The sequence below is a fragment of the Salinimicrobium sp. WS361 genome (assembly GCF_050750585.1).
GTDB lineage: Bacteria > Bacteroidota > Bacteroidia > Flavobacteriales > Flavobacteriaceae > Salinimicrobium.
In genome coordinates, this window is record NZ_JBOJLM010000001.1 from 381,406 (window position 1) to 403,932 (window position 22,527).

13 protein-coding genes and 1 pseudogene are annotated in these 22,527 nt (G+C 41.9%); 10 read left to right on the forward strand and 4 right to left on the reverse strand.

Going from position 1 to position 22,527, the window contains the following annotated elements; translation table 11 throughout:
• Positions 1 to 25: 25 nt before the first annotated feature.
• From ACQ93I_RS01775 to ACQ93I_RS01785, 3 genes and pseudogenes are all read left to right on the forward strand, one after another.
• Positions 26 to 733 (forward strand): annotated as a pseudogene (locus ACQ93I_RS01775) (heavy-metal-associated domain-containing protein); the annotation flags it as partial.
• 195 nt (positions 734 to 928) lie between these two features.
• Positions 929 to 3,637: a heavy metal translocating P-type ATPase gene (locus ACQ93I_RS01780; RefSeq protein WP_431696895.1), complete on the forward strand. Its 2,709-nt coding sequence runs from the start codon at positions 929 to 931 to the stop codon at positions 3,635 to 3,637.
• 53 nt (positions 3,638 to 3,690) lie between these two features.
• Positions 3,691 to 4,914, forward strand: a complete 1,224-nt coding sequence (locus tag ACQ93I_RS01785) for a permease (protein WP_431696881.1) — start codon at positions 3,691 to 3,693, stop codon at positions 4,912 to 4,914.
• Between the two features lie 48 nt (positions 4,915 to 4,962).
• Here the strand turns inward: ACQ93I_RS01785 and ACQ93I_RS01790 are convergent, their stop codons facing one another.
• Positions 4,963 to 7,455 (reverse strand): zinc-dependent metalloprotease, encoded by a 2,493-nt coding sequence (locus ACQ93I_RS01790; RefSeq protein WP_431696882.1) that lies wholly within the window; start codon positions 7,453 to 7,455, stop codon positions 4,963 to 4,965.
• Positions 7,456 to 7,673: 218 nt separating this feature from the next.
• On the opposite strand from ACQ93I_RS01790, the gene ACQ93I_RS01795 reads away from it, so the two are divergent.
• The gene (locus ACQ93I_RS01795; protein WP_431696883.1) at positions 7,674 to 9,533 is read left to right on the forward strand and encodes a T9SS type B sorting domain-containing protein; all 1,860 of its coding nucleotides are present in this window, start codon (positions 7,674 to 7,676) and stop codon (positions 9,531 to 9,533) included.
• A 1-nt stretch (position 9,534) separates the two neighbouring features.
• On the forward strand, positions 9,535 to 10,539 hold the full coding sequence (locus ACQ93I_RS01800) for a PorP/SprF family type IX secretion system membrane protein (protein ID WP_431696884.1): 1,005 nt from the start codon (positions 9,535 to 9,537) through the stop codon (positions 10,537 to 10,539).
• A 47-nt stretch (positions 10,540 to 10,586) separates the two neighbouring features.
• On the opposite strand, the gene lysS is transcribed toward ACQ93I_RS01800, so the two are convergent.
• Positions 10,587 to 12,284: a lysine--tRNA ligase gene (gene lysS / locus ACQ93I_RS01805; protein ID WP_431696885.1), complete on the reverse strand. Its 1,698-nt coding sequence runs from the start codon at positions 12,282 to 12,284 to the stop codon at positions 10,587 to 10,589.
• A 120-nt stretch (positions 12,285 to 12,404) separates the two neighbouring features.
• Between lysS and ACQ93I_RS01810 the strand changes: the two genes are divergently transcribed.
• Together ACQ93I_RS01810 and lipB are read left to right on the forward strand one after the other, a co-directional pair.
• Positions 12,405 to 12,566, forward strand: coding sequence for a YqaE/Pmp3 family membrane protein (locus ACQ93I_RS01810; protein WP_266069320.1), 162 nt, complete (start codon positions 12,405 to 12,407; stop codon positions 12,564 to 12,566).
• Positions 12,567 to 12,577: 11 nt separating this feature from the next.
• Complete coding sequence (gene lipB, locus ACQ93I_RS01815; protein WP_431696886.1) at positions 12,578 to 13,276, forward strand: lipoyl(octanoyl) transferase LipB; 699 nt, start codon at positions 12,578 to 12,580, stop codon at positions 13,274 to 13,276.
• An 85-nt stretch (positions 13,277 to 13,361) separates the two neighbouring features.
• On the opposite strand, the gene ACQ93I_RS01820 is transcribed toward lipB, so the two are convergent.
• Both ACQ93I_RS01820 and ACQ93I_RS01825 read right to left on the reverse strand, forming a co-directional pair.
• Positions 13,362 to 15,788, reverse strand: a complete 2,427-nt coding sequence (locus ACQ93I_RS01820) for a hypothetical protein (RefSeq protein WP_431696887.1) — start codon at positions 15,786 to 15,788, stop codon at positions 13,362 to 13,364.
• A gap of 22 nt (positions 15,789 to 15,810) precedes the next feature.
• The gene (locus ACQ93I_RS01825; protein ID WP_266069316.1) at positions 15,811 to 16,410 is read right to left on the reverse strand and encodes a ribonuclease HII; all 600 of its coding nucleotides are present in this window, start codon (positions 16,408 to 16,410) and stop codon (positions 15,811 to 15,813) included.
• A gap of 324 nt (positions 16,411 to 16,734) precedes the next feature.
• Between ACQ93I_RS01825 and ACQ93I_RS01830 the strand changes: the two genes are divergently transcribed.
• From ACQ93I_RS01830 to ACQ93I_RS01840, 3 genes are all read left to right on the forward strand, one after another.
• Positions 16,735 to 19,734, forward strand: coding sequence for a SusC/RagA family TonB-linked outer membrane protein (locus ACQ93I_RS01830; protein ID WP_431696888.1), 3,000 nt, complete (start codon positions 16,735 to 16,737; stop codon positions 19,732 to 19,734).
• 12 nt (positions 19,735 to 19,746) lie between these two features.
• Positions 19,747 to 21,201, forward strand: a complete 1,455-nt coding sequence (locus ACQ93I_RS01835; RefSeq protein ID WP_431696889.1) for a RagB/SusD family nutrient uptake outer membrane protein — start codon at positions 19,747 to 19,749, stop codon at positions 21,199 to 21,201.
• Positions 21,202 to 21,269: 68 nt separating this feature from the next.
• Positions 21,270 to 22,118 carry a hypothetical protein gene (locus ACQ93I_RS01840; protein WP_431696890.1) on the forward strand — a complete coding sequence of 283 codons (849 nt, stop codon included), beginning with the start codon at positions 21,270 to 21,272 and terminating at the stop codon, positions 22,116 to 22,118.
• Positions 22,119 to 22,527: the final 409 nt, after the last annotated feature.

Below are 22,527 nucleotides of genomic sequence, written 5' to 3' on the forward strand. Positions count from 1 at the left end.
AACTTTGGGATGTAAAGTTAGAGAGATGAAAAACACCTATAAAATCACCGGAATGACCTGTAATGGTTGCAGAAGTCATGTAGAACAAACCTTACAGGACGTAAAAGGAGTAAAGCACGCATCAGTCGACCTTAAGAAGGAAGAGGCTGTGCTTGAGATGGAGCAACATGTGCCGCTTGATCTTTTGGAAACCGCCCTGCAAAAAGAAGGCGGCAATTATCATATTCTCGCGTTGAATACTTCCGAAGAAATTTCGACTGGTAAAGGTGTCAAAAATGGCATTTCTGAAGCAGATTCTGAAGATGTAGCATCTTTGATGACGCATACTTACAAAGTTGCCGGCATGACCTGTAATGGCTGCAGGAAACATGTGGAAGAAGCACTTCAGCAGGTTGAGGGGGTGGAGAATGCTTCCGTAGATCTCGAAAAAGGAGAGGCTGTAATCAAAATGCAGCAGCATATTCCGTGGGATATTTTTGAAACAGCGGTTCAACAAGCCGGTGGGAACTATCATGTTCTGGCGCCGGGAACTTCTGAAAAAATTTCAACTGGTAAAGGTGTCAAAAATGGCATTTCTGAAGCAGATTCTGAAGATGAAGCATCTGTGATGACACACACTTACAAAGTCACCGGCATGACCTGTAATGGCTGCAGGAAACACGTGGAGGAAAGTCTGAATAATATTCCGGGGGTTGTAAATGCAGCTGTAGATCTCGAAAAAGCGGAAGCAGTCATAAAAATGAAAGAACATATTCCTACAGATGTTCTTGATGCTGAAGTAAAAAAAGCCGGTGCTAAATATGGCATTTTAGAGAGGGAAGGAGAAGACGGTGCAGGTATTTCTGAAGTTTCTGAAACTGCAAAGACACATTCAGGAGCAGGTTCGTCTGCAGATCATAGCTCTGGTAAAGTTGAAGGGGAAAAAGTCATGACCCACACCTATAAAGTCTCCGGAATGACCTGCAACGGCTGTCGCTCTCATGTAGAGGAGACGTTACAGAAGGTCGACGGAGTGAAAAATGCTTCGGTGGATCTGGATAAAGCAGAAGCGGAGATCGAAATGGAGCGTCATATTCCCATTGGCGTTTTTGAGGATGCGCTGCAAAGCGATGGTGAAAGGTACCATATACATTCGGCCGGTTCAGAGGAGAAATATGAGGTGACAGGAATGACCTGCAGCGGGTGTAAAGCTCATGTAGAAGAGACGCTGCGGCAGGTTGAGGGTGTGCAGAATGTTTCTGTAGACCTCGAAAAAGCTGAGGCAGTTATCTCTTCAAAAAGGGCAATTCCTGTTACAGTTTTTCAGGAAGTCCTTAGAAAGGATGGCAGCACCTATAACATCTACCTTCCCGGGCAGGATATCACAGCCCCGCCAAAGCCCGAAAAGCCCAAAGGCAAAGGCACAGGAACTTTTTACTGCCCAATGCACTGTGAGGGCGACAAGACTTACGACAAGCCGGGAGATTGTCCCGTCTGCGGAATGGACCTGGTGGAGGAAGTGAGTTTAAAAGCCGATCAGCCACAGTACACCTGCCCCATGCACCCCGAAGTAAAGGAGGACGAACCGGGTAGCTGCCCCATCTGCGGAATGGACCTGGTACGCATGGAACCCGAAGCTTCTGCCGAGCAGAAATCTTACCAAAAGCTGCTGAAAAAGTTCAAAATAGCTGTGGCTTTTACGCTGCCCATCTTTCTTATCGCAATGTCCGAAATGATCCCGGACAATCCTATTTATGACTGGATGAGCATGGAGACCTGGAATTGGGTGCAGCTGGCTCTGTCAATTCCGGTGGTTTTCTACGCGACCTGGATGTTCTTTGAGAGAGCATGGAGATCTATAGTAACCTGGAATTTGAATATGTTCACGTTAATAGGCATTGGTGCGGGAGTCGCATGGAGCTTTAGTGTATTCGGGATGCTGTTTCCGGGACTTTTTCCGGAGCAATTCCTCACGCACCACGGCACTGTACATGTCTATTTCGAGGCCGCTACAGTAATTCTTACCCTGGTCTTGCTGGGGCAATTATTGGAAGCGAGAGCCCACAGCCGTACAAATTCGGCTATCAAGGAACTGCTGAAGCTGGCGCCCAATAAAGCCACTTTGGTGGTGAATGGAGAGGAAAAAGAAATTCATGCAGATGAAATTAATGTAGGCGATATTCTTCGGGTAAAGCCGGGAGATAAAATTCCTGTGGATGGAAGTATTCAGAAGGGACAGACTAACATTGACGAATCCATGATCACCGGCGAACCTGTGCCTGTAGAGAAAGCTGAAGGGGACAAGGTAACTTCAGGAACAATAAACGGCAACAGGAGTTTTACTATGAAGGCCGAAAAAGTGGGGGATGAGACCCTGCTTGCCCAGATCATTAAAATGGTTAACGATGCGAGCAGGTCGCAGGCGCCAATTCAGAAGTTGGCCGACAGGATCTCCGCTTATTTTGTTCCCGTAGTTGTTATGATTTCGGTAATTACTTTTATTGTCTGGGCTGCTTTTGGACCTGAACCCAGTTATGTGTACGCTTTGATCAATGCTATTGCTGTTTTGATCATTGCCTGTCCCTGTGCTTTGGGGCTGGCCACGCCAATGTCTGTAATGGTTGGTGTGGGGAAAGGCGCCCAAAACGGCGTGCTTATCAAGAACGCCCAGTCTTTGGAGCAGATGGATAAGATCGATGTGCTTATTATTGATAAGACCGGTACTATTACTGAAGGAAAACCATCGGTAGAAAAAGTGGTGGCTACAGGAGATACTTCGGAAGAAGAACTAATTAGAACAATAGCTTCAGTTAATGCTCAAAGTGAACATCCGTTAGCAGAAGCCACGGTGCGTTATGCAAAAGCCAAAAACCTGAAGTTTTCGGAAACCACCGACTTTGATGCAGTAACCGGAAAGGGAGTTACGGGAATTTCCGAAGAAAAAAAGATTGCGATAGGTAACGAAAAGCTGATGCAGGAAATAAATGTTGAGGTTGATAATAAGCTTCAGCAGCAAGTGAGGGAAGAGCAGCAACAGGGGAAAACCGTTTCTTATGTAGCTATAGACGGAATAATCGCCGGATACGTCACCATTACAGATCCCATTAAAAAAACGAGTCGGCAGGCGATCTCCGAACTTATTGATGCCGGCGTGGAGGTGATCATGTTGACCGGGGATAATGAGATAACAGCAGCGGCGGTGGCGAAAGAGCTGCATCTAACCAGTTTTAAGGCCGGGATGTTGCCACAAAACAAACTTGAGGAAGTAGAGAAACTACAACAGCAGGGCAAAAAAGTGGCGATGGCCGGTGACGGAATTAACGATGCACCCGCACTTGCAAAAGCCGATATTGGTATTGCAATGGGCACCGGGACCGATGTGGCTATAGAAAGCGCAGAAATTACCCTTGTAAAAGGGGATCTACACGGGGTGGTAAAAGCGAAAAACCTGAGTAAAAAGGTGATGAAGAATATTAAGCAGAACCTGTTTTTCGCCTTGATTTACAACACGCTTGGCGTACCAATTGCGGCCGGAGTGCTGTTCCCGTTCTTCGGAATTTTGCTTTCACCCATGATCGCGGCTTTGGCAATGAGCTTTAGCTCGGTTTCGGTAATTGCAAATGCTCTGAGGTTAAGGGGCGTAAAACTTGACCATTAAAAATGGCATTTTTGAAGAGTCTTCTATAATTATTAATTTGTGAGTAAAAATTTATGCAGGATTTCTGGAAAAGCTGGGCAGAAGCAGCTTACACAAGTACAGGGTTTTTTTGGATGGCCTTATGGGCCTTCATTCTCGGCTATCTGATAAGTAGTGGGATCCAAATATTCGTAACCGAAAAGAAAATGCAGGAGACCATGGGTGGTAAAAACTCAAAAGGCGTTCTCCTGGGCACATTTTTCGGGTTTATAAGCAGTTCCTGTAGTTTTGCAGCTCTCGCTTCTACCAAAAGCCTGTTCAAAAAGGGAGCAGGTTTTATTCCATCTATAGCTTTTCTTTTGGCCTCGACAAACCTTGTGATCGAGCTGGGAATCATTATCGCTATTTTCCTGGGCTGGCAGTTTGTAGTAGGGGAATATGTGGGAGGAATCCTGCTTATCCTCATCAGCTGGCTTATCGTAAGGCTGATCAATCCGAAGAAATTGATCAAACAGGCCAGAGAACGGCTAAAGGGAGAAGTGGAGGACGATGAAAAAGCTGATAAGGACTGGAAGGAAAAAATGAAATCTGAAACTGCCTGGGCCAAAGTGGCAAAGCAGTACGCCATGGAATGGAAGATGGTTTGGAAGGATGTGACCATTGGTTTCACAATCGCCGGAATTGTAGCTGCTTTTGTACCCGATTCTTTTTTCAGAACCCTTTTTATCAACAGCGGACCTGAGGTTGAAAGCCATAGCTTTTTTACCATTTTAGAGCATATTATTGTGGGGCCTGTTGCTGCATTTTTAACCTTTATTGGTTCTATGGGGAATATTCCATTAGCGGCGCTGCTCTTTGGTAAGGGCGTCAGCTTTGCCGGGGTAATGGCCTTTATCTTTAGTGACCTCGTAGTATTTCCGGTGTTGCGGATCAATGCTAAATATTATGGCTGGAAAATGTCACTTTTCATACTCTTTTTATTGTTTACTGCACTTATTGGAACGTCCCTGGCCTTGCACTATTCTTTTGACCTGTTAAGCCTGCTGCCCGATCCAAACAACGTGAAGATCCTTGAATCTGAACATTTCCAGATAGACTATACTTTCTTCCTTAACCTCGCCTTCCTCATTATCTCCGGAATTCTTCTTTACATTGGCTTTTTTAAGAGGAAAGATGTAAAGCACATGAAAGAAATGGCACCAAAGAGCCAGGTGATGGAAAACATCATGAAGTATCTTGCCTTTATTGCTTATGCGTGGTTAATAGGCGGCTGGATCGTTAGAATTTGGGTGGTATAAAAAAAGCCAGACGTTAGTCCGGCTCATTCATTTATGCAAAAATGAGGTTTAGCTGTTAGGATCGAGAATAAGATTTACTCTTTCTAAAGCATCTTCCAAATGGTAGCGGGTCAAAGTATCTCTGCTGCGACCAATGCTGTTGCGAAGATCGCGCTGAAGCCTTTTAAGCTCGCCTCTAACTACCGGGCGAATATCGCTCTGTGCCACATCAATGTTAGAGCGGGTTATCCAGGAACGGTAACGTGCAGGGATGGCCTCCTGTTCTTCGTTCATTAGATATTCCATTCTGTCGATGTATGCACGCTGAAGATTTCTGCGGTAGGTGTCAATGCCCTGGCCTCTTCTAAGTTCACTCCAGATTCCGGTTCTTAGGTCCTGCATCATATCGAGAAGTCCGTAAGCACTATTGCCGTTCATTTCGCGATTCTCGATCAACCTTGCCATTCTTCCGAAGTCAAGCAGGTTATTTAAAGTGCGCTCCTGGGTATTTCTGATCCTTTCCACACTTCCGTCAAATTCGATCCTGTTGAAGATCTCCTGCTCAAGAAGCCATTCGGGAGTAGAAAACAATTCATCCTGAAGGAAGTTCATTGCATTTTTCTGCTTTTCAGGAGTTACATGAAAGTATACTGCACCTTCCTGGTCGTAAGTTTTAGTTTCTTTAATCACACCACCCACATTTGCAGCAACGTGCCCCATGTAACGGTTGTACTGGCTAAGTACCTGCTCGTACATAGTTTCAAGATCATCGTAATCTTTACCTTTTTCGGCAGTCCATTCGATGAGATTTGGAATTATCCTTTTCAGGTTTTTGATTCCGTACTGGCTGGCAAGCACAGAGTCATCACCAAGATCTTCGGTCTGGGAAGTAGGATCGATCACCCCGCTTTGCTGGGCACCAAATCTATAAACAGGATCTCCTGCTTTTTCAAGGATCCAGGAGTCGAGGACTTCTTTTTCCTCTTTTCCTGTTTTCCCCGGAATTGGCTTGTAACCCCACATCACCGAATACTTGTCATAAGGCCCAATGTTTGGCATTAGCGCCACATCACCATCTTCGGGCTGTGCGATATAGTTGAAACGTGCATAATCCATGATTGAAGGAGCAGTTCCATATTTTTGGGTGAATTCAGCATCTCTCAAAGATTCTACAGCATAGGCTGCACTGCTTCCCATGTTATGAGGTAAACCAAGTGTGTGGCCTACTTCGTGAGAAGATACGAACCTTATCAAACGGCCCATGATCTCATCTTTAAATTCCACACCGCGGGCATCTTCATTGATGGCTGCAGTCTGTACAAAGAACCAGTTTCTCAACAGGGTCATTACATTGTGGTACCAGTTTATGTCCGATTCCAAAATCTCTCCCGAACGTGGGTCACTTACGTGCGGCCCGTTTGCGTTTGGTATTGGAGAAGCAAGGTAACGCACTACAGAATAGCGAACATCTTCAGGGCTCCAGTCTGGATCTTCCTCTTTAGATGGAGGATCTTTTGCAATAATGGCATTTTTGAAACCTGCAGCTTCAAAAGCCACCTGCCAGTCTTCAATTCCCTGTTTGATGTAAGGGATCCATTTCTTTGGAGTCGCACGGTCTACGTAATAAACGATCTGTTCTTTAGGTTCAACCAGTTCCCCACGCTTGAATTTTTCCATATCTTCTTCCTTCACCTCAAGTCTCCAGCGGTCAAGGTAGCGTACGGTTTCACTTTTTTGAGCATCAAGGCCGTAATCGGTTTGCCCGGTGGTGAACCAGCCAACGCGCTCGTCATAGTATCTTCTTTCCATAGACACCTTTGGTAGGAGGATCATGGAGTTGCTCATTTTTACTGAAATAGATCCTGTACTTGAATTTGAAGGTGGTTCGCCAGCATTATAAGTTTTCACGTGACGTACTTCAATGTTTTCAGGATAACTCCGGATGGTGTCTATGTACGATCTGCTGTCATCCAAACGACTGATCTTGTATTCTTTTCGGTTTCTTTCAGGAAAACCAAGCGCCTGAACATCCTTTTTGAAAAGGTCGGTTACCTTGATCACTGTTGCATTGTTCACCGAATCCTTACGGAAAGCTTCAATGTCAAAAGAAAAAAGAATAGGCTCGAAGTTAGAATTCCTAACAGCTTCGTGAACCGGTAGGGAATCGGCAGCAAAAACGTCGTGAGATACCACGCGAAGAAGAACGTTCTTATTTTTCTTTTCCCAACGCAGCACCTGCTCGTTTTGTTTACCGCCACCAAAGCCTATTCCTGAAGCAGTTTGGGCAATCCTGGTAACCATAAGCATTTCGCGGTTAAAGAGGCTATCGGGGATTTCGTAGTAGTAATCATCATCTACCTGGTGTACAGTAAATAATCCGGCATCAGATTTTGCTTTTTTGGTGATCACCTTATCATAAGATTTAATCCCGTTTTTGTCTTTTTCAGAAGATTTGGCTGCTGTAGTCGATTTTTTATCCTTTTCAGGTTGAAAGACGGCACAACTCGTTATTGAAAAAGAGAAAAAAACAATAACCAGCCGGAACAAGAGTCGGTTGTTCATTAATTGTAAAATTTAAGTTAAGAATGGCTCAATTTAAAGAAACAGATCCCGGTTGCCTAATCCATGGCTGTTAAATAAAAAGAGAAGCACTTTGCTTATGGTTGGACAGTAGTAGCAGTAAAAGGTTTAAAATGAAATTATAACTGGTAGCATTTGCATTTAAATAAGATGCTAAAAATTTCTTAAAATTTGAAGCTTTCCTGTACCTTTGAAAGAAGATGAGGGTTTCCTGCTTTCTTATTTTCTTCCTTTTATCTGGAAATGTCTTTTCCCAGCTGGGATTTTGTCCCGGCAGTAAGGGGGACGCTATTTTCCATGAAGATTTTTCGTCTGGTACTTTACCAGCAGGGACTACAAGTTATCCGCGTGTTTCGGGTGATCCTCAGGACGGTTATTATACTATTTCAAGTACAATTGGACAGGGAATTCAAGACTGGCATTCTTCTCTGCCCAACACCACTTTATCTAATGGAAACGCATTAATAGTCAATGCCGACGATAAAAATGCCGGATTGTTCTTCAAAAGAGAAATATCAGGGTTGTGTGAAGCTACTACTTACGAGTTTTCGGCTTACCTTATGAATATTCTAAGTCCTATTCGTACTGGTTGTGCAAATGGTGGCATTCCAATAAATGTGAGGTTTCAAATTTGGGATAAAACCGACACTCAGTTGCTAGCCGAGGGTGATACGGGAGATATCCATTCTTCATCTACCCCTTACTGGGAGCAGTTTGCATTGACATTCCAATCTCAGCCGGGGCAGGACCTGGTGATCCTTAAAATGTTCAACAATGGGATTGGTGGCTGCGGAAACGATCTCGCCATTGATGATATTATTTTTAGGTCTTGTGGAGACCTCACGGAAATCACATCTGGTACAACTACCGGAAGTTCTCTTGAAGTTTGTGAACCCGATGCTCCCGTGAGTGTGGCATTAACCGCCACTCCAGACCATACGGTGTATAACAGTCATGCTTTTCAATGGCAGGAAAGTACAGATGCCAATAACTGGCAGGATATTTCGGGGGCAACAGGTACGGTGTACACTTCTCCGGCTATTAGCTCTACCCGGTATTACAGGGTTAAAGTAGCCGAAAATTCGGTGAATCTTGACGATAATCTTTGTAGCTCGGTTTCCGAATCTTTTGCTGTGTACATTGTGGAAACTCCTTTGGCGCCGGTAAGTAGCGGAGATGAAAATATATGTGAGGGAGAGCCATTTCCTGCACTTAAGGTAAACGTGGAACCAGATGAATCTGTAACCTGGTTTGATAAAGCTACAGGAGGCGTTGAGGTTGGAACGGGAAATTCTTTTGTGCCTGCAGCTGCCGGAACTTATTATGCCGAAGCTGTGAAATCGGGTTTTAATTGTGAACCCGGGCCCCGCACTCCGGTTACTTTGAAAATCTTTACTGTACCTCAAACAATGGATAAGGAGTTGCAATTGTGCACCGGCAATACGGTAGAGCTTGATGCCGGACCTGGAAATTTCAGCTACAACTGGAGCACCGGAGCTTCGGGCAGGACGATCTCTGTGACTAATCCCGGCAACTATTCAGTAACAGTGACAAATTGCAACGGCTGCAGTGCGTTGAGAACATTTGAAGTAGCAGCTGTAGCGGTTGCCGAAATTGCCAAAATTACTTCGGAAGCAAACAGCGTGATCATCGAAGCAGCTCATCCGGGACAATTTGAATTTTCTCTTGACGGAAGCAATTTTCAGCAGTCAAATGTTTTTCAGAATATTTCCGGCGGAATATATACTGCTTATATACGCGATCTCGAAGGTTGTAAAACTGTTTCCGAAGAATTTCCGCATATTGTCATTCCCCAATTCATCACACCTAACAGTGATGGTTTTAATGACAGCTTTGAACTTAAAGGAGTTGAATATTTCAGTAATTCTGAAATCAGGATTTTTGACAGGTACGGGAAGTTATTGGCTGCCGGAAGTGGCGCCGGATTTTCCTGGAATGGTACTTACAATGGAAAGGAACTGCCTTCAGAAGATTACTGGTATCAAATATTTATAGATGGTTTTGAACCTCAAAAAGGCCACTTTTTATTAAAGCGTTAACATGGTTGAACAGAAGAAAAATAACAGCCTCTTAAAATCCCATTTTTGGGTCCTTATTCTCTGTACTTTTTTCAATATAGGGGAGAGTAAAGGGCAGGAGATCATTCCGACATATTCAGACTATCTTACAGATAATCTTTTCCTGCTGCATCCCTCTCTTGCAGGGGCGGCAGTGAACAATCAACTGCGGTTAACGGCCCGGCAGCAGTGGTTTGATATAGATGATGCGCCGGGATTGCAGACGCTTACCATTAATGGCAGATTGGGCAACAAAGAGGGGATAGGTGCCATTCTATTTAACGACAGGAATGGAAATTTCTCTAAATCGGGCGCATATGGGGCATTCGCCTACCATTTGAGGCTGCCAGCAGGAGACCTTCAATTGCATAGGCTGAGTTTTGGAATTAGTGCAGGGGTTATTCAGCATCGCCTTGACCAAAGCGGCTTTACCCAACCCGATCCGCTGCTGGGGCAGGAGAAGGCTTCGGTGAGTTATGCGAATATGGATGTGGGAATGTCGTACTTCAATAAAGATCTTTATATACATGGCACTGCAAAAAATCTTTTACCCGTAACGAGGGAATTGTTCAATAGTCACAATATCGCTACTAATCAAAGACGATATTTTTTAACTGCCGGTTACATTATTTCACCGGCTTATGACTGGTACCTGGAGCCTTCGGCCATGCTGCAACTGATGGAAGACACTTCTGAAAAACTTGCAGATGTTAACCTCAAAGGCTACCGCAATTTTGAGTTCGGGCAAATATGGGCCGGATTGTCTTACCGGCAGGGGCTTGATAAAATGGAAGGTGATACAGAAAACCTGAGATATCTTACTCCTTTTGCCGGTGTGGAATACAGGAAATTTTTGGTTGGTTACACGTTTTCCCGGCAGTTTAATGAAGTGGTGCTTAGTAACAGTGGTTTTCATCAAATTACCCTTGGGTATAACTTTGGTGCACCAAGAACGCGATATCACTGTGGGTGCCCGGCGATAAATTAAAAAAGGAACCCGAAGGCTCCTTTTTATAAACTGTCAAAAATGGCATTTTAGAACCACTTTTCTACTTCGTCCAGCTGCAGTGCAGCGATGGGTAATTTATTTTTCTTTCTTAGTCCGTTGAGCTTTTGATGTACCTGGGTAGGTTTATTTTCCTGAAGTTTGGCAACAGTACCATATTCGTGCATCACCGTATCTACCCATTCCTGCGGAACTCCGATTTTTATGAAATCTTCGGGTTTAGGAGTTGCAGCTTTCTTTTCGGGCTTCATTTGTGGGAAGAATAATACTTCCTGTATAGATTGTTTGTTGGTAAGGAACATGATCAAACGATCCATTCCAATACCAAGACCCGATGTTGGGGGCATTCCGTATTCCAGTGCTCTTAAGAAATCATTGTCAATAAACATAGCCTCATCATCGCCTTTTTCAGACAATTGTAGCTGCTCTTCAAAACGGTTTCTTTGGTCTATAGGGTCATTTAGCTCAGAATAAGCGTTGGCAATCTCTTTTCCGCAGACCATAAGCTCAAACCTCTCGGTTAACTCCGGATTTTCACGGTGCTCCTTACAAAGAGGACTCATTTCTTTAGGATAATCTGTGATGAATGTGGGCTGTATGAAGTTGCCTTCACATTTCTCACCAAAGATCTCATCGATAAGCTTTCCTTTACCCATAGTATCATCAACTTCGATGCCCATGCCTTTTGCGGCCTCAAAAAGTTCTTTTTCAGACTTGCCTGTAATGTCAAATCCTGTGAATTGTTTGATGGCATCGGTCATTGTCACTCTGGCGTAAGGCGCTTTAAAATCTACCTGGTGTTTTCCAAAAGTGGCTTCTGTAGTTCCGTTTACGGCAACAGCACAGTGTTCCAGGAGATTTTCGGTAAATTCCATCATCCAGTTGTAGTCCTTATAGGCTACATAGATCTCCATCGCAGTGAATTCCGGGTTGTGCGTTCTATCCATTCCTTCATTTCTGAAGTTCTTGGAGAACTCATAAACGCCGTCAAAACCACCTACAATAAGCCTTTTAAGGTAAAGCTCGTTGGCAATCCGCAGGTAAAGCGGGATATCGAGCGCATTGTGATGGGTAATGAAAGGCCGCGCAGCCGCTCCTCCCGGAATGGATTGTAAAATTGGGGTTTCAACTTCAAAGTAGCCTTTGTCGTTAAAGAAGTTCCTCATTGCGGTGAATAGCTTTGTTCTTTTAACAAAGATCTCTTTCACTTTTGGGTTCACCACCAAATCGGCATAACGCTGGCGGTAACGCAACTCTGGATCATTAAATTCGTCGAAGGTCTTACCTTCTTTATCGGTCTTTGGAAGTGGAAGCGGTTTTAATGACTTGCTAAGAAGTGTGAAGTTCTCAACCATTACTGTTTTCTCACCCACCTGCGTGTTGAAGAGCTTACCTTCAATCCCGATAAAATCTCCTATATCAAGAAGTTTCTTATAGACGTCGTTGTATTTGCTTTTATCGTCTCCCTTGCAAATCTCGTCACGGTTGAAATATACCTGAATTCTTCCGGTGGAATCCTGAATTTCAGCAAAAGAAGCCTTTCCCTGTATTCTTCGGGACATAAGCCTCCCGGCAATGACCACCTTTTTGTTTTCTTCAAATTCAGACTTTATTTCCGAAGTAGTATGATCTACGGGATAAAGTGCCGCGGGATAAGGGTCTATATTCAGTTTCCGCAGGGAATCGAGTTTCTCCCGGCGAATGAGTTCCTGTTCAGATAAATGCATTTTCTTTAGTTCAAGATTCGACTTGCAAAGATACAGACTATACCGCAACCAATCAATTGTTTTTTAACGGGCAAAGCGCTAATTTGGTTGGTGTAGATTTTAATATATTTGTAGCTGCCTATGAGTGTTTGGAGAGTAATATTGTCGATCCTGTTTCCACCCCTTGCTGTGATAGACAGAGGTTGTGGATCTATTCTTATCGTGCTTATACTTACGCTTTTAGGTTGGGTGCCGGGAGTAATTGCCGCACTAATCATCCTGAATAATAACAAAGGCAGGTAAAGAGAGAAGATTTGAACAGGAATATTGAATTAGAGGAGTTAGGGCAGCGGGATTATAAGGAGATCTGGGAGTACCAGGAGAAATTGTTTCAGGGAATTCTAGATCAAAAGATTGCCAACCGCAGAGAAGGAACTTCAAAAGCCACTAAAAATCACCTGCTTTTTGTAGAGCATCCCCATGTCTATACCCTGGGAAAGAGCGGAGATATGTCACATCTCCTCATTAATGAGGAACAACTGGGACTAAAAAATGCCACTTTTTACAAGATCAACAGGGGTGGTGATATTACTTATCACGGACCCGGACAAATTGTGGGGTATCCTATACTCGATCTCGAAAATTTCTTTTCAGACATCCATAAATACTTAAGGCTTCTTGAGGAAACTATTATTCTCACTCTTGAAGAGTACGGGATCAAAGCAGGCCGCAGTAAAGGAGAAACAGGAGTATGGCTGGATAGTGATACGCCTTTTGCGCGAAAGATTTGTGCAATGGGGGTGCGTGCCAGCCGCTGGGTTACCATGCACGGTTTTGCCTTTAATGTAAATACTGACCTGGGTTACTTTGATAATATCATTCCCTGCGGAATTAAAGGGAAGGCAGTAACCTCACTCAATGTAGAGCTGGGCGTAAAGGAAGTTCCTGTAGAGGAGGTGAAGCAAAAAATAAAGAAGCATTTTTCTGCCCTTTTTGAAGCGGAATTAGTGTAATTTTTATTGCACGAATTCACATATATTTTTTTGATTTTACAGACTACAGACTACAGACTACAGACTACAGACTACAGACTACAGACTACTGATTCACCTCATAAACCAAAATTCCATTCTCTTCGCCCTGCACCACTAATTCCAAAGCTGCATCTTCGTCGGCATTTGAGAGGTCTATTAAAGAATTTCCATAAACAGGGAATCCCTCTATTAGATTGGCATTGCTGTCAAACAGATATACTTTTTTAGCTTGAAGATCGGTTACTGAGACGTAGATCTTGTTGTTGAGGAAGAAGATTTGAGGCGAACTATAAAGCCCAAAATCCAGAGTGACAGAATTTCCTTTTATGCTGAGCTCATTTTCTGAAAGGGTGACCAGGGTTTTTTCGGTGGCTGTGATGCGGGTATTTTCGGCAAGGCCAAGATCCTCTTTTTTTACATTTCCGTTTTCGCTGATCTTTATGATCTGGCCTGAGGTGTTCGTAGAAACAAAATTCCCGTTGTACTCATACCAGGCATTTTCAGAGAAATTTAGATCTTGCTTCACAGGAACACGAATTTTTCCGGTGCGGCTAAGAATATTTAGTTTTCCGGAAGTTTCAGGAATTACGATGTAATCTTTTCGGCCTATTCTAATGTGTTTTGGAGGCTGGATAATTTCCGAAGTTGCTTTAGAGAAATTGAATCCCTTTACACCTTTTCCTTTGCGATCGTACATGTAAACTTCCCGGCCCTGCGTGACCATAAAACGGTAATCACGTTTCTTATCGTAATCAAAAACAGACAAAGGCTGGGTAATCTTATCTCTAAACTTAAGAGGGAAAGGTTTAACAGGGTTCCCATCGCGATCTATGACATGAACTTCATTTTGAGTCGCAAAAGCAAGTTGAAATCTGCCATTTTTTAAAATATCTACCGTCTGTACTTCTCCTAAAATGGGAGATCCAAGATCTTTTTTCCAGTGAATCTTTCCTTCTGGCGAAATGAGGTACAGCGTATTTTGAACATCCTGCGCTACAATGTCCATTCCGTTGGAGCGATGGTTTTTGAAGAAGACTGGCGGGGAATTTAGGGCTGCCGCCAGGGCAACACTCGCGGCCTGCGAAGTCGGATTGTCGGTTTTTAGAGCAGCGCTCCTCGCCACCACACTGTGCAGGTGGGCAAAATTGTCCTGGTAAATATATTGGACTGCCGTAATGGGGTAATTAGTGTAGTCAAGTTGCTCTGTTTCATTTGTTCCTTCTGCCTGGTTGTTCCGGATTATCAAAAGTGAAGCTTCTGAACTGAGGTTTTCTGAAGAGGTTTTGTAAGCTTCGGTATTTGACAATACGAGATCATCCTGAACAGCGGCAATCACTTCCTTCAATGCTTCGGAAGATTCAGAAAAGAGTATGTAGCTATCCAAAAATGTCAAAAAATGGAGGTCTTTTGGATTCAGTAACGGCTGAAGTATTTCAGAAAAAGAATTGGAGTGGGGAAATTTGTAGATGAGTAGCCCACGGAATTCTTCAGTTTGTTCCGGCTCATAATTTAATGTCTGCAGGCCATTTTCAGCTTCCGCAGAGCGTATAGCGAACACTAAACCTTCAGCAAGATGAATACTTCCTGCTTCACTGGCTGCTGTGAGGAGGGAAATTTCTTCAGTAAAGGTAGTTTCTGTTTCCTTACCTCTCAAAAAGAGCAAATTCTCATTCAATTTTTTGAAATCCTGAAAGCTTACGGAATTGAATCCGGAGCTGGTCACGGGAGTGATATTGGCCAGGGTGTTTTTTGAAGTCCCTACTCCCTTGAAGACATTGATGAGGCGCGGAAGAGAATCGGAAGCAATAGTGATGCCGTTAAGCCTGATGTCGTTCTGGGAAATGTCGGTATCAACGACAGTCCATTTAGTAAAGTTTGAAAAAGGTGTCAAAAAGAGCTTTTTCAGGAAAGGAGCTGCTTTATCGGAATTCAGAAATACAGAAGTTTTTTTGGGAGAGGCTGCTTTGAAAGCCACCTGTAGATCTTTACTCAAGGCTGAATTGCCCCTGGCGGTTTCTTTTAATAAGGGAAGGGAGTTACTTAACAAACTGATGCTATCTATATGTGTTGAAAAAGCCGTTTTACCTTCCAAAACATATTTTTGCACCTCGAGATCATCAAAGTTCATTGTTTCTACCTGCCGGTTGGGGATTGAATCAAGGTTTTTAGGTTTGAGGTTATCGCGACTAATAAATAGGAAATCCAGGGATTTTTCGGCTTTAGGATCAAGGACGAGTAATGCCTCTTTTTGATGAGGGAAATATTTCAGGATCTCGAGTCCTTCTTTAATTTTAATGTAAAGTTCATTTTCGGAATTGAGCTTGAGAAAATCATTGTTTTGAATATTGCTGAAGAAGAGATCGGGGTTTTTCATCTGCACTATTACCGCCGGATCTTGGGGCAAAAAATCGGTAAGTTCTCCCGAAACCGAGGCTTCGTTGGCGCAGGAAAAGAATAACAGGCTGGTGAAAAATGACAGGATCTTCTTCATGGAAAGTTGAATGTAGTAAATTTTAAAGAGAAAGTTCCAGTTGCTCGGGCAGGAGCTTAAAGCTTTTGCGGTGGTATTTTGTGACTCCGTATTTTTTGATGGCTTCGCGATGTTCAATTGTGGGGTAGCCTTTATTTTGTTTCCAGTTGTATATGGGATATTCTTCGTGAATCCTGGTCATGAATTCGTCTCTGTAAGTCTTGGCTAAAATTGACGCTGCTGCAATACTTAGAAATTTGCCGTCTCCTTTTATAATACACTCGTGCGGAACTTCTTTATAGTTCTTGAACCTGTTGCCGTCTACGATAATGAATTCGGGTACCGGGTTCAGGTTTTCTATGCATTTGTGCATTGCCCTGATAGAAGCGTTTAAAATATTGATTTCGTCTATTTCTTCCATATAAATATGTTGCACCGAATAACAGACTGCCTTTTCCCTGATAATTTTCTGCAATTTGTTTCTGGAAAGTGCGTTGAGCTGCTTTGAGTCATTGATGATCTTGTTTCGGAAATTTTTGGGCAGGATAACGGCCGCCGCAGTGACAGGGCCTGCAAGGCAACCCCTGCCAGCTTCATCTGTGCCGCATTCAAGTGGAAGTTTGGAAAAACTCTTTGCTAACATGGGAAAGCTAATTAAAAGGAAATGTAAGGATCTTAAATGTTATGTAGCTGCAAAAGTAGAAATTTCACATGACCCTGAAAGTCTTATGTCGAAAAGCTGTGTTCAATATAGAACAACTTAAGCATTTGTGTTTTATTGCTAAAGAAATCTCTTCTTTTCAGCTATAACAGCAAAATCGAGAAATTAATTTTATCAACTATAAGGTTATAGACGTGGAGTTTCATCAACTTCTTAAATAATTAACAGGTTAGTTTATAAGCCAATCTTGTTTTATTAAGATTTTATTACCATTTTTGGCGTTGGCTAATTCAAATAATTTATAAAATGAAAAGAAAATTAAGTGGAATTCTAACGCTTTTACTGGTGTTAGTGGTGCAAATTTCGTTTGCCCAAGACAGAACGATAGCCGGGATGGTTACCGATTCTGAAGGTTTGCCCTTACCTGGAGTTAACGTACTTGTTAAAAACACGAATAGAGGGACACAGACTGATTTCGATGGGAATTATAGTATTAGGGCTAGTGAAAATGAGATTCTTGTTTTTTCTTACCTTGGTTTTGAGACTATAGAATATCCTATTGCTAATCTTAATACAATTAATGTAACTCTAAGCCCTGATGCTGCCGAGCTTGATGAGGTTATTGTACAGGGTTATCGTACCTCGACAAAGGAGAAGTCTAATATTGCGTCAATTACTGTTAGTTCAGAATCTATTGAGAATCGACCTAATGCCAGTGTTGTGCAGACTTTATCTGGACAAGTTGCAGGATTGAACATTTCTACAAACAGTGGTCAGCCAGGAGCGGCTTCTGTGATTAACCTTAGAGGTGTTAACTCTATTAATGGTAATACTCAGCCATTATTTCTTATCGACGGTATCCCTGTTGATGAGAGTAACTTTCGTAGTTTGAACCCTCAGGATATCGCATCGATCTCTGTGCTAAAAGATGCAGGTGCAACTGCTATCTATGGTAACCGTGGTGCTAACGGTGTGGTGATCATTGAAACTAAACAAGGGAATTTCGATTCTCCTTTACAAATCAGTGCTACCTCCATTATAAGCTGGAATAAACTTCAAGATCATGATTATGACTTGAACAATGCACCAGAGGAGCTTGGATTAGAAAATCTTTACGGGTCAGGAAGAGGTGCTTCAATGAGTGAAGAAGAAATTGCTTCAGCTGAATCTGCAGATTGGCTTAACCATTTCTTTAGAACTGGTATTACCAAGAACAATACCCTTAGTCTTTCAAGCGGTGGAGAAAGAGCTACTCAATTTACATCGCTTGGGTTCTATGATACTCAGGGAATCTTAAAAGGTTCAGATTTGAAGAGATTCAACTTTAGAAATAACATCACTGGGAAATCAGATAATGACAAGTTTAATTATGGATCTAGTGTTTCTATAAATTATTCTAATTCAAATGAACCTAGTAGTATTGGAACGGGTGGAGTAAACCAAAATTTTGTTTTGGGAGCTTTTCAAGCCTTGCCTTATGTGTTGCCTTCAGGATATGAAGAATGGGCTGAGGCACCTGTAGCATCTTTTACCGCGACTCCATATATGTTAATGGATAAATTAAAGTACTTCAAACAGGCTGATGAAGAGGTTAAAATTTTAGGAAGTTTTAATGCTAATTATAATTTCACCGACTATTTGTCTGCTAGTATTGTAATGAGTGCAGATTATGAAAATGAAATTTATGTTCAGGCGGTTCCTTCAGAATCTTTTAACATCGCTCTTTTTGCTGAAACAGGTAATGATAATGATGGCCGGCAGACTCAGAGTAGCCGTAGAGTGTTTAGTTACAACCAGGTAGCCTCTCTTAACTTTAACGAGTCATGGGATAAGCATACTCTTGATGTAGGAGTATTTACAGAGTATTTCAAAGCTCACTTAAGAAGTTTTGGCTACACAGCTAACGGTTTATTCTCAAAAACTTTTGCTTTGGGAGACGGCGCTGGTTTTATTAGTGATAACTCACAAAATGACTGGTATACTGATGAAGCTTTTGCTACTAGCAGAAATGCAGGGCTTTTCTCCTATTTTGGACAGATAAACTATGATTACGATACTACCTATGGTGTAGGTGCGACAGTGAGACGTGATGCTTCTTATAGATTCCCTGATGCCAATAAATGGGGTACTTTCTATTCTGTTTCCGCAAGATGGAACATTAATAATGAAGATTTCATGGATGGTTCTGTTTTTGATATTCTTAAACTACGTGCATCTCATGGTACTGCCGGAAACCAAAGAATTACAGGAGATACATATTTCTCAGGTCCAGATTTAGGGAAAAGTTTATTTGCTTCTGGCGTTGGGTATGGAGGAGAGAATGCTATTTTCCTTAGTCAAATTGGTAACCCTAGCCTTAAGTGGGAAACTGTGACACAAACGAATGTGGGTGTTGATTTTGAAGTTTTCAACAGAAGGTTGAGAGGGTCTTTTGATGCTTATTGGAAAAAAACAGAAGATTTATTCCAGAGTATGCCAGTTTCAGCAATTAATGCTACAACCGGTATTAATACAAACATTGGTTCTTTAACAAACCAGGGGTACGATGTGAACCTTAAATATGATGTTCTAAGAGGTGGTCCTGGAGGATTTAATATGGATGTGAGTTTCGTAGGGAACTATAACAAACAAGAATTCGTTGATCTTCCAAGTGAAACTGGAGTAATTGAAGACATTGGACGTGAAGGTGGAAAGTTCGGAGAAATCTATACCATTAGATTTGCGGGTGTGAACCCGGCTAATGGAAATGTGTTGTTTTATACAGCAGACGGAGATGTTACCGAAACCCCTAATACTGATACTGATAGAGTGTGGACTGATAAAAACATTTATCCTGATTATACTGGAAGTTTTGGTATAAACATGGATTATAAAGGTTTCTTTATCCAATCTCAGTTTAACTATGCTGTAGGTGGAGATAGATTTGATTGGGACCTTTTAGGTTATCAGGATCCTTCAAGTATAGGTACCTTTAGACATAACAGAGACCTGGCTAGAGCCTGGACTCCAGAAAATAGAGTAACTGATATTCCATCTCTTACGGCTACTAACATAAATACTTATGATTCTGATAGATATCTTCGAAGTACAGATCACTTAAGGATCAGATTTTTAGGTGTTGGGTATAATGTTCCAAATAGATTTTTAGAACCTACTGGTTTTAATCAATTAAGAATATTTGCCAACGCTGAGAATTTAGTTACTTTTTCAGAATGGAGGGGATTTGATGTAGAGGCTTTACAGAGTGCTCAATGGGATTACCCAACACCAAGAATAATTTCATTGGGAGTAGAATTAGCTTTTTAAAAAAAAATAAAAATGAAAAAATTAAATCTAATTTATGTTGTCGGTCTTCTGTTCTTCTTTGGAAGTTGTGATGATGCGATAGAAATTGATCAACCGGGACGTTTACCGGCAGAACAAGCGTATGAAAATGTTAATGACCTTGAACTTGGATTAACAGGAGTTTACGCACAATTTGATCTTAACCCGGAAATATACTTCACTACTATCTGGACAGACGAGGTGAGTATTGATGCGCCGGAAAATGGTGGACAGGGACAGTCGGATTATGGTTTCGTTTTAAACCCTTCGTCTGCTGGCCCAGCTGTGATTTGGACAAGTAATTATGCCGCTATTAACGCGGTTAATAGGGTAATTGAAGGAGCACAAGTTATTGAGCCGTCAGAGGGTCAACAAGAGAAATACAATAGTATTCTTGGTCAGGCCTATGCACTTCGTGCATTTTTCTACTTCCAGTTACAGTCTTATTTCACAACAGATTATGCTGATGATTCAGCTCTAGGTGTGCCTTTAGTTGATTATGTGCCAACCATTAATGATGAAGCGGTTCTTAGAAGTACAAATGGAGAAATTTTTGCTTTTATTAAAGATGATTTAAATAAAGCTGAAGACCTTTTGGTTGAGGAGTCAAATGCAACTTTTGTGAGTCAGGATTTTGTTACTGCCTTACGTGCTCGTATGGCTGCATACCGTGAGAATTATCCTGACGCTGCTACCTATGCTTCAGAATTGTTGGAAGACTACGCAATAGCCGATTCTTTAGAGTATGAAAATATTTGGGAGGATGAAGGTAATACTGAAATTATTTTTGAACTGGAACGCACCATTGGTGATAACTATGACCAACAGGGAGCTTCAGGAAGTCCTGCCGGTGCCGGTTATGTTGGAGTTAACTGGGCATTTACAGGTCCTGGACCAGACGGGGGAGTTTATTATGTAATGAGTCAGTCTTTGTTAAATGAGTTAAATCCTGCTGATGTACGTTTTAATGTTTTGCTTCATCCAGAGTCAACGACAGAGGTTCCGGTAATTGATAAATATTCTGGTTCTGAATCTCAACCGTTGATGAATGATCTGAAAGTTTTCAGAGCATCTGAAATGTTGTTAATTCTTGCAGAGGCATATGTTGCTATGGATCGGTTAGAAGATGCTGCTGCTCTTATTAAGCAACTAAGAGACTTAAGGTTTGGCATTGACACTGTACTTCCTGTATTCGCAAATAAAGCTGAAGGATTTGGCGCTATCCTTGACGAGAGGAGAATCGAACTTGCTTATGAAGGACACCGGTATAAGGACCTTAAGAGATTAGGTGAACGTGGTAACAGAGGAATAGAAAGAGCTCCGGCAGATTGTGCTGTTAATAATGCATGTTCTTTAGATGTCACAGATTACAGGTTTACTTTTCCAATTCCAATCGTTGAATTAACAGCGACACCTGAATTGCGTGATCAACAGAATCCTGGATACTAATTTAAAAATTTAAAAAAATGAAAAGAATATTTTCAAAATTATCGGTGTTGCTACTAGTGGTAGGAACATTGGTTAGTTGTGAGGAAGATCTGTTGGTCTACGATGTAGATAATGGACAGACCCTCGCTGAATTCTCTACGGATGGAGCCAGCCTGGCAACAGCAGAGGAAGGTGCTTCGACTACGGTTGAAGTGGCCGTTAGCACAAGATCATCTAAAGATAGGAGCATAGAAGTAGTGATTGACGAAGAAGAAACCACTGCTACCCCAGATCAATATGAGATAAGTGATTTATATATACCTGCAAATTCTTTTGTTGGGACAATAACTATTACTTCGAATTTTGAAGCTTTACCTGAGTCAGGTAGTACTGTACTTTCATTAAACCTTGTTGGAATTGAAGGTTCAGATGCATCAATTACTCATGATACTTATGAAGTAGAGTTGTTTAGATGGTGTACCACTACCCTGGATGAGTACGTTGGAACCTGGACGGGTCCTGGTGCGTGGAATTATCCTACTCAAGTTGAAACATTTCTAAATGAAGATGGAGAGTTGATGATGACAGGTCTCATGTTTGGTTGGATCGAAATTCCTTGGGGTGAACCAATTGTTACAAGTCAACCTGTGAAATTGGATGTTAACTTGGAAACTGGTGAAATCACAATAGCAGAACAACCTTATGCTACGACTACTTATGAGGGTGAACCTCAAGCAGCGTATTATCTTAGAGGTACAGGAACCATTTTAAATTCCTGTGAAAAAGTACTTCAGATAAAACCTGTATTAGTTCAACCCGATGGTGCTGGTGTTCTTACTGGACCAAGATATGGTGGTCCGGTTTTTACTGAAACTATTCAACTTATAGCAAGTGATGCGCCTGATTCAGGAGACGGAGACGGTTCTTCTGAAGAGTAACATTTAAAAGCGTTAATATTATGAAAAAGGGCTGCTCAATTAATCTGAACAGCCCTTTTTTTGCTCAACCCTCTTTCTGAAAAAAATTGATGATAATCTGAATTTATTATTAGTTCTTCAACAAATAATAAATTAAACGAACATAAAAGGATTACAACCTGGATCTAAATATTAGATTCAAGTGAGAAGTACAGTGTGGGAATGCTCAAATAAATATAATACATTAGACAAGGTCTCACCAAAGCCAGTATCCATACCTTTAAAAAAGAGACGCTAGCCCATAAATTAAAAAGAGGTTCTGATGAAAAATTGAATACCGCGCACCTTAAGAATAAAATTGAACTCTCCAATTAGCACTATAATGTTTCAATTCAAAAAAGAAATTTTTTTGGCTGAGAATATGCTAGTT

Coding starts and splice junctions, on each gene's coding strand:
- ACQ93I_RS01835 (WP_431696889.1), top strand. CDS start 19,747: ATGAAAAAATTAAATCTAATTTATGTTGTCGGTCTTCTGTTCTTCTTT.
- ACQ93I_RS01800 (WP_431696884.1), top strand. CDS start 9,535: ATGGTTGAACAGAAGAAAAATAACAGCCTCTTAAAATCCCATTTTTGG.
- ACQ93I_RS01830 (WP_431696888.1), top strand. CDS start 16,735: ATGAAAAGAAAATTAAGTGGAATTCTAACGCTTTTACTGGTGTTAGTG.
- lysS (WP_431696885.1), bottom strand. CDS start 12,284: ATGCATTTATCTGAACAGGAACTCATTCGCCGGGAGAAACTCGATTCC.
- ACQ93I_RS01810 (WP_266069320.1), top strand. CDS start 12,405: ATGAGTGTTTGGAGAGTAATATTGTCGATCCTGTTTCCACCCCTTGCT.
- ACQ93I_RS01795 (WP_431696883.1), top strand. CDS start 7,674: ATGAGGGTTTCCTGCTTTCTTATTTTCTTCCTTTTATCTGGAAATGTC.
- ACQ93I_RS01790 (WP_431696882.1), bottom strand. CDS start 7,455: ATGAACAACCGACTCTTGTTCCGGCTGGTTATTGTTTTTTTCTCTTTT.
- ACQ93I_RS01820 (WP_431696887.1), bottom strand. CDS start 15,788: ATGAAGAAGATCCTGTCATTTTTCACCAGCCTGTTATTCTTTTCCTGC.
- ACQ93I_RS01780 (WP_431696895.1), top strand. CDS start 929: ATGACCCACACCTATAAAGTCTCCGGAATGACCTGCAACGGCTGTCGC.
- ACQ93I_RS01785 (WP_431696881.1), top strand. CDS start 3,691: ATGCAGGATTTCTGGAAAAGCTGGGCAGAAGCAGCTTACACAAGTACA.
- ACQ93I_RS01825 (WP_266069316.1), bottom strand. CDS start 16,410: ATGTTAGCAAAGAGTTTTTCCAAACTTCCACTTGAATGCGGCACAGAT.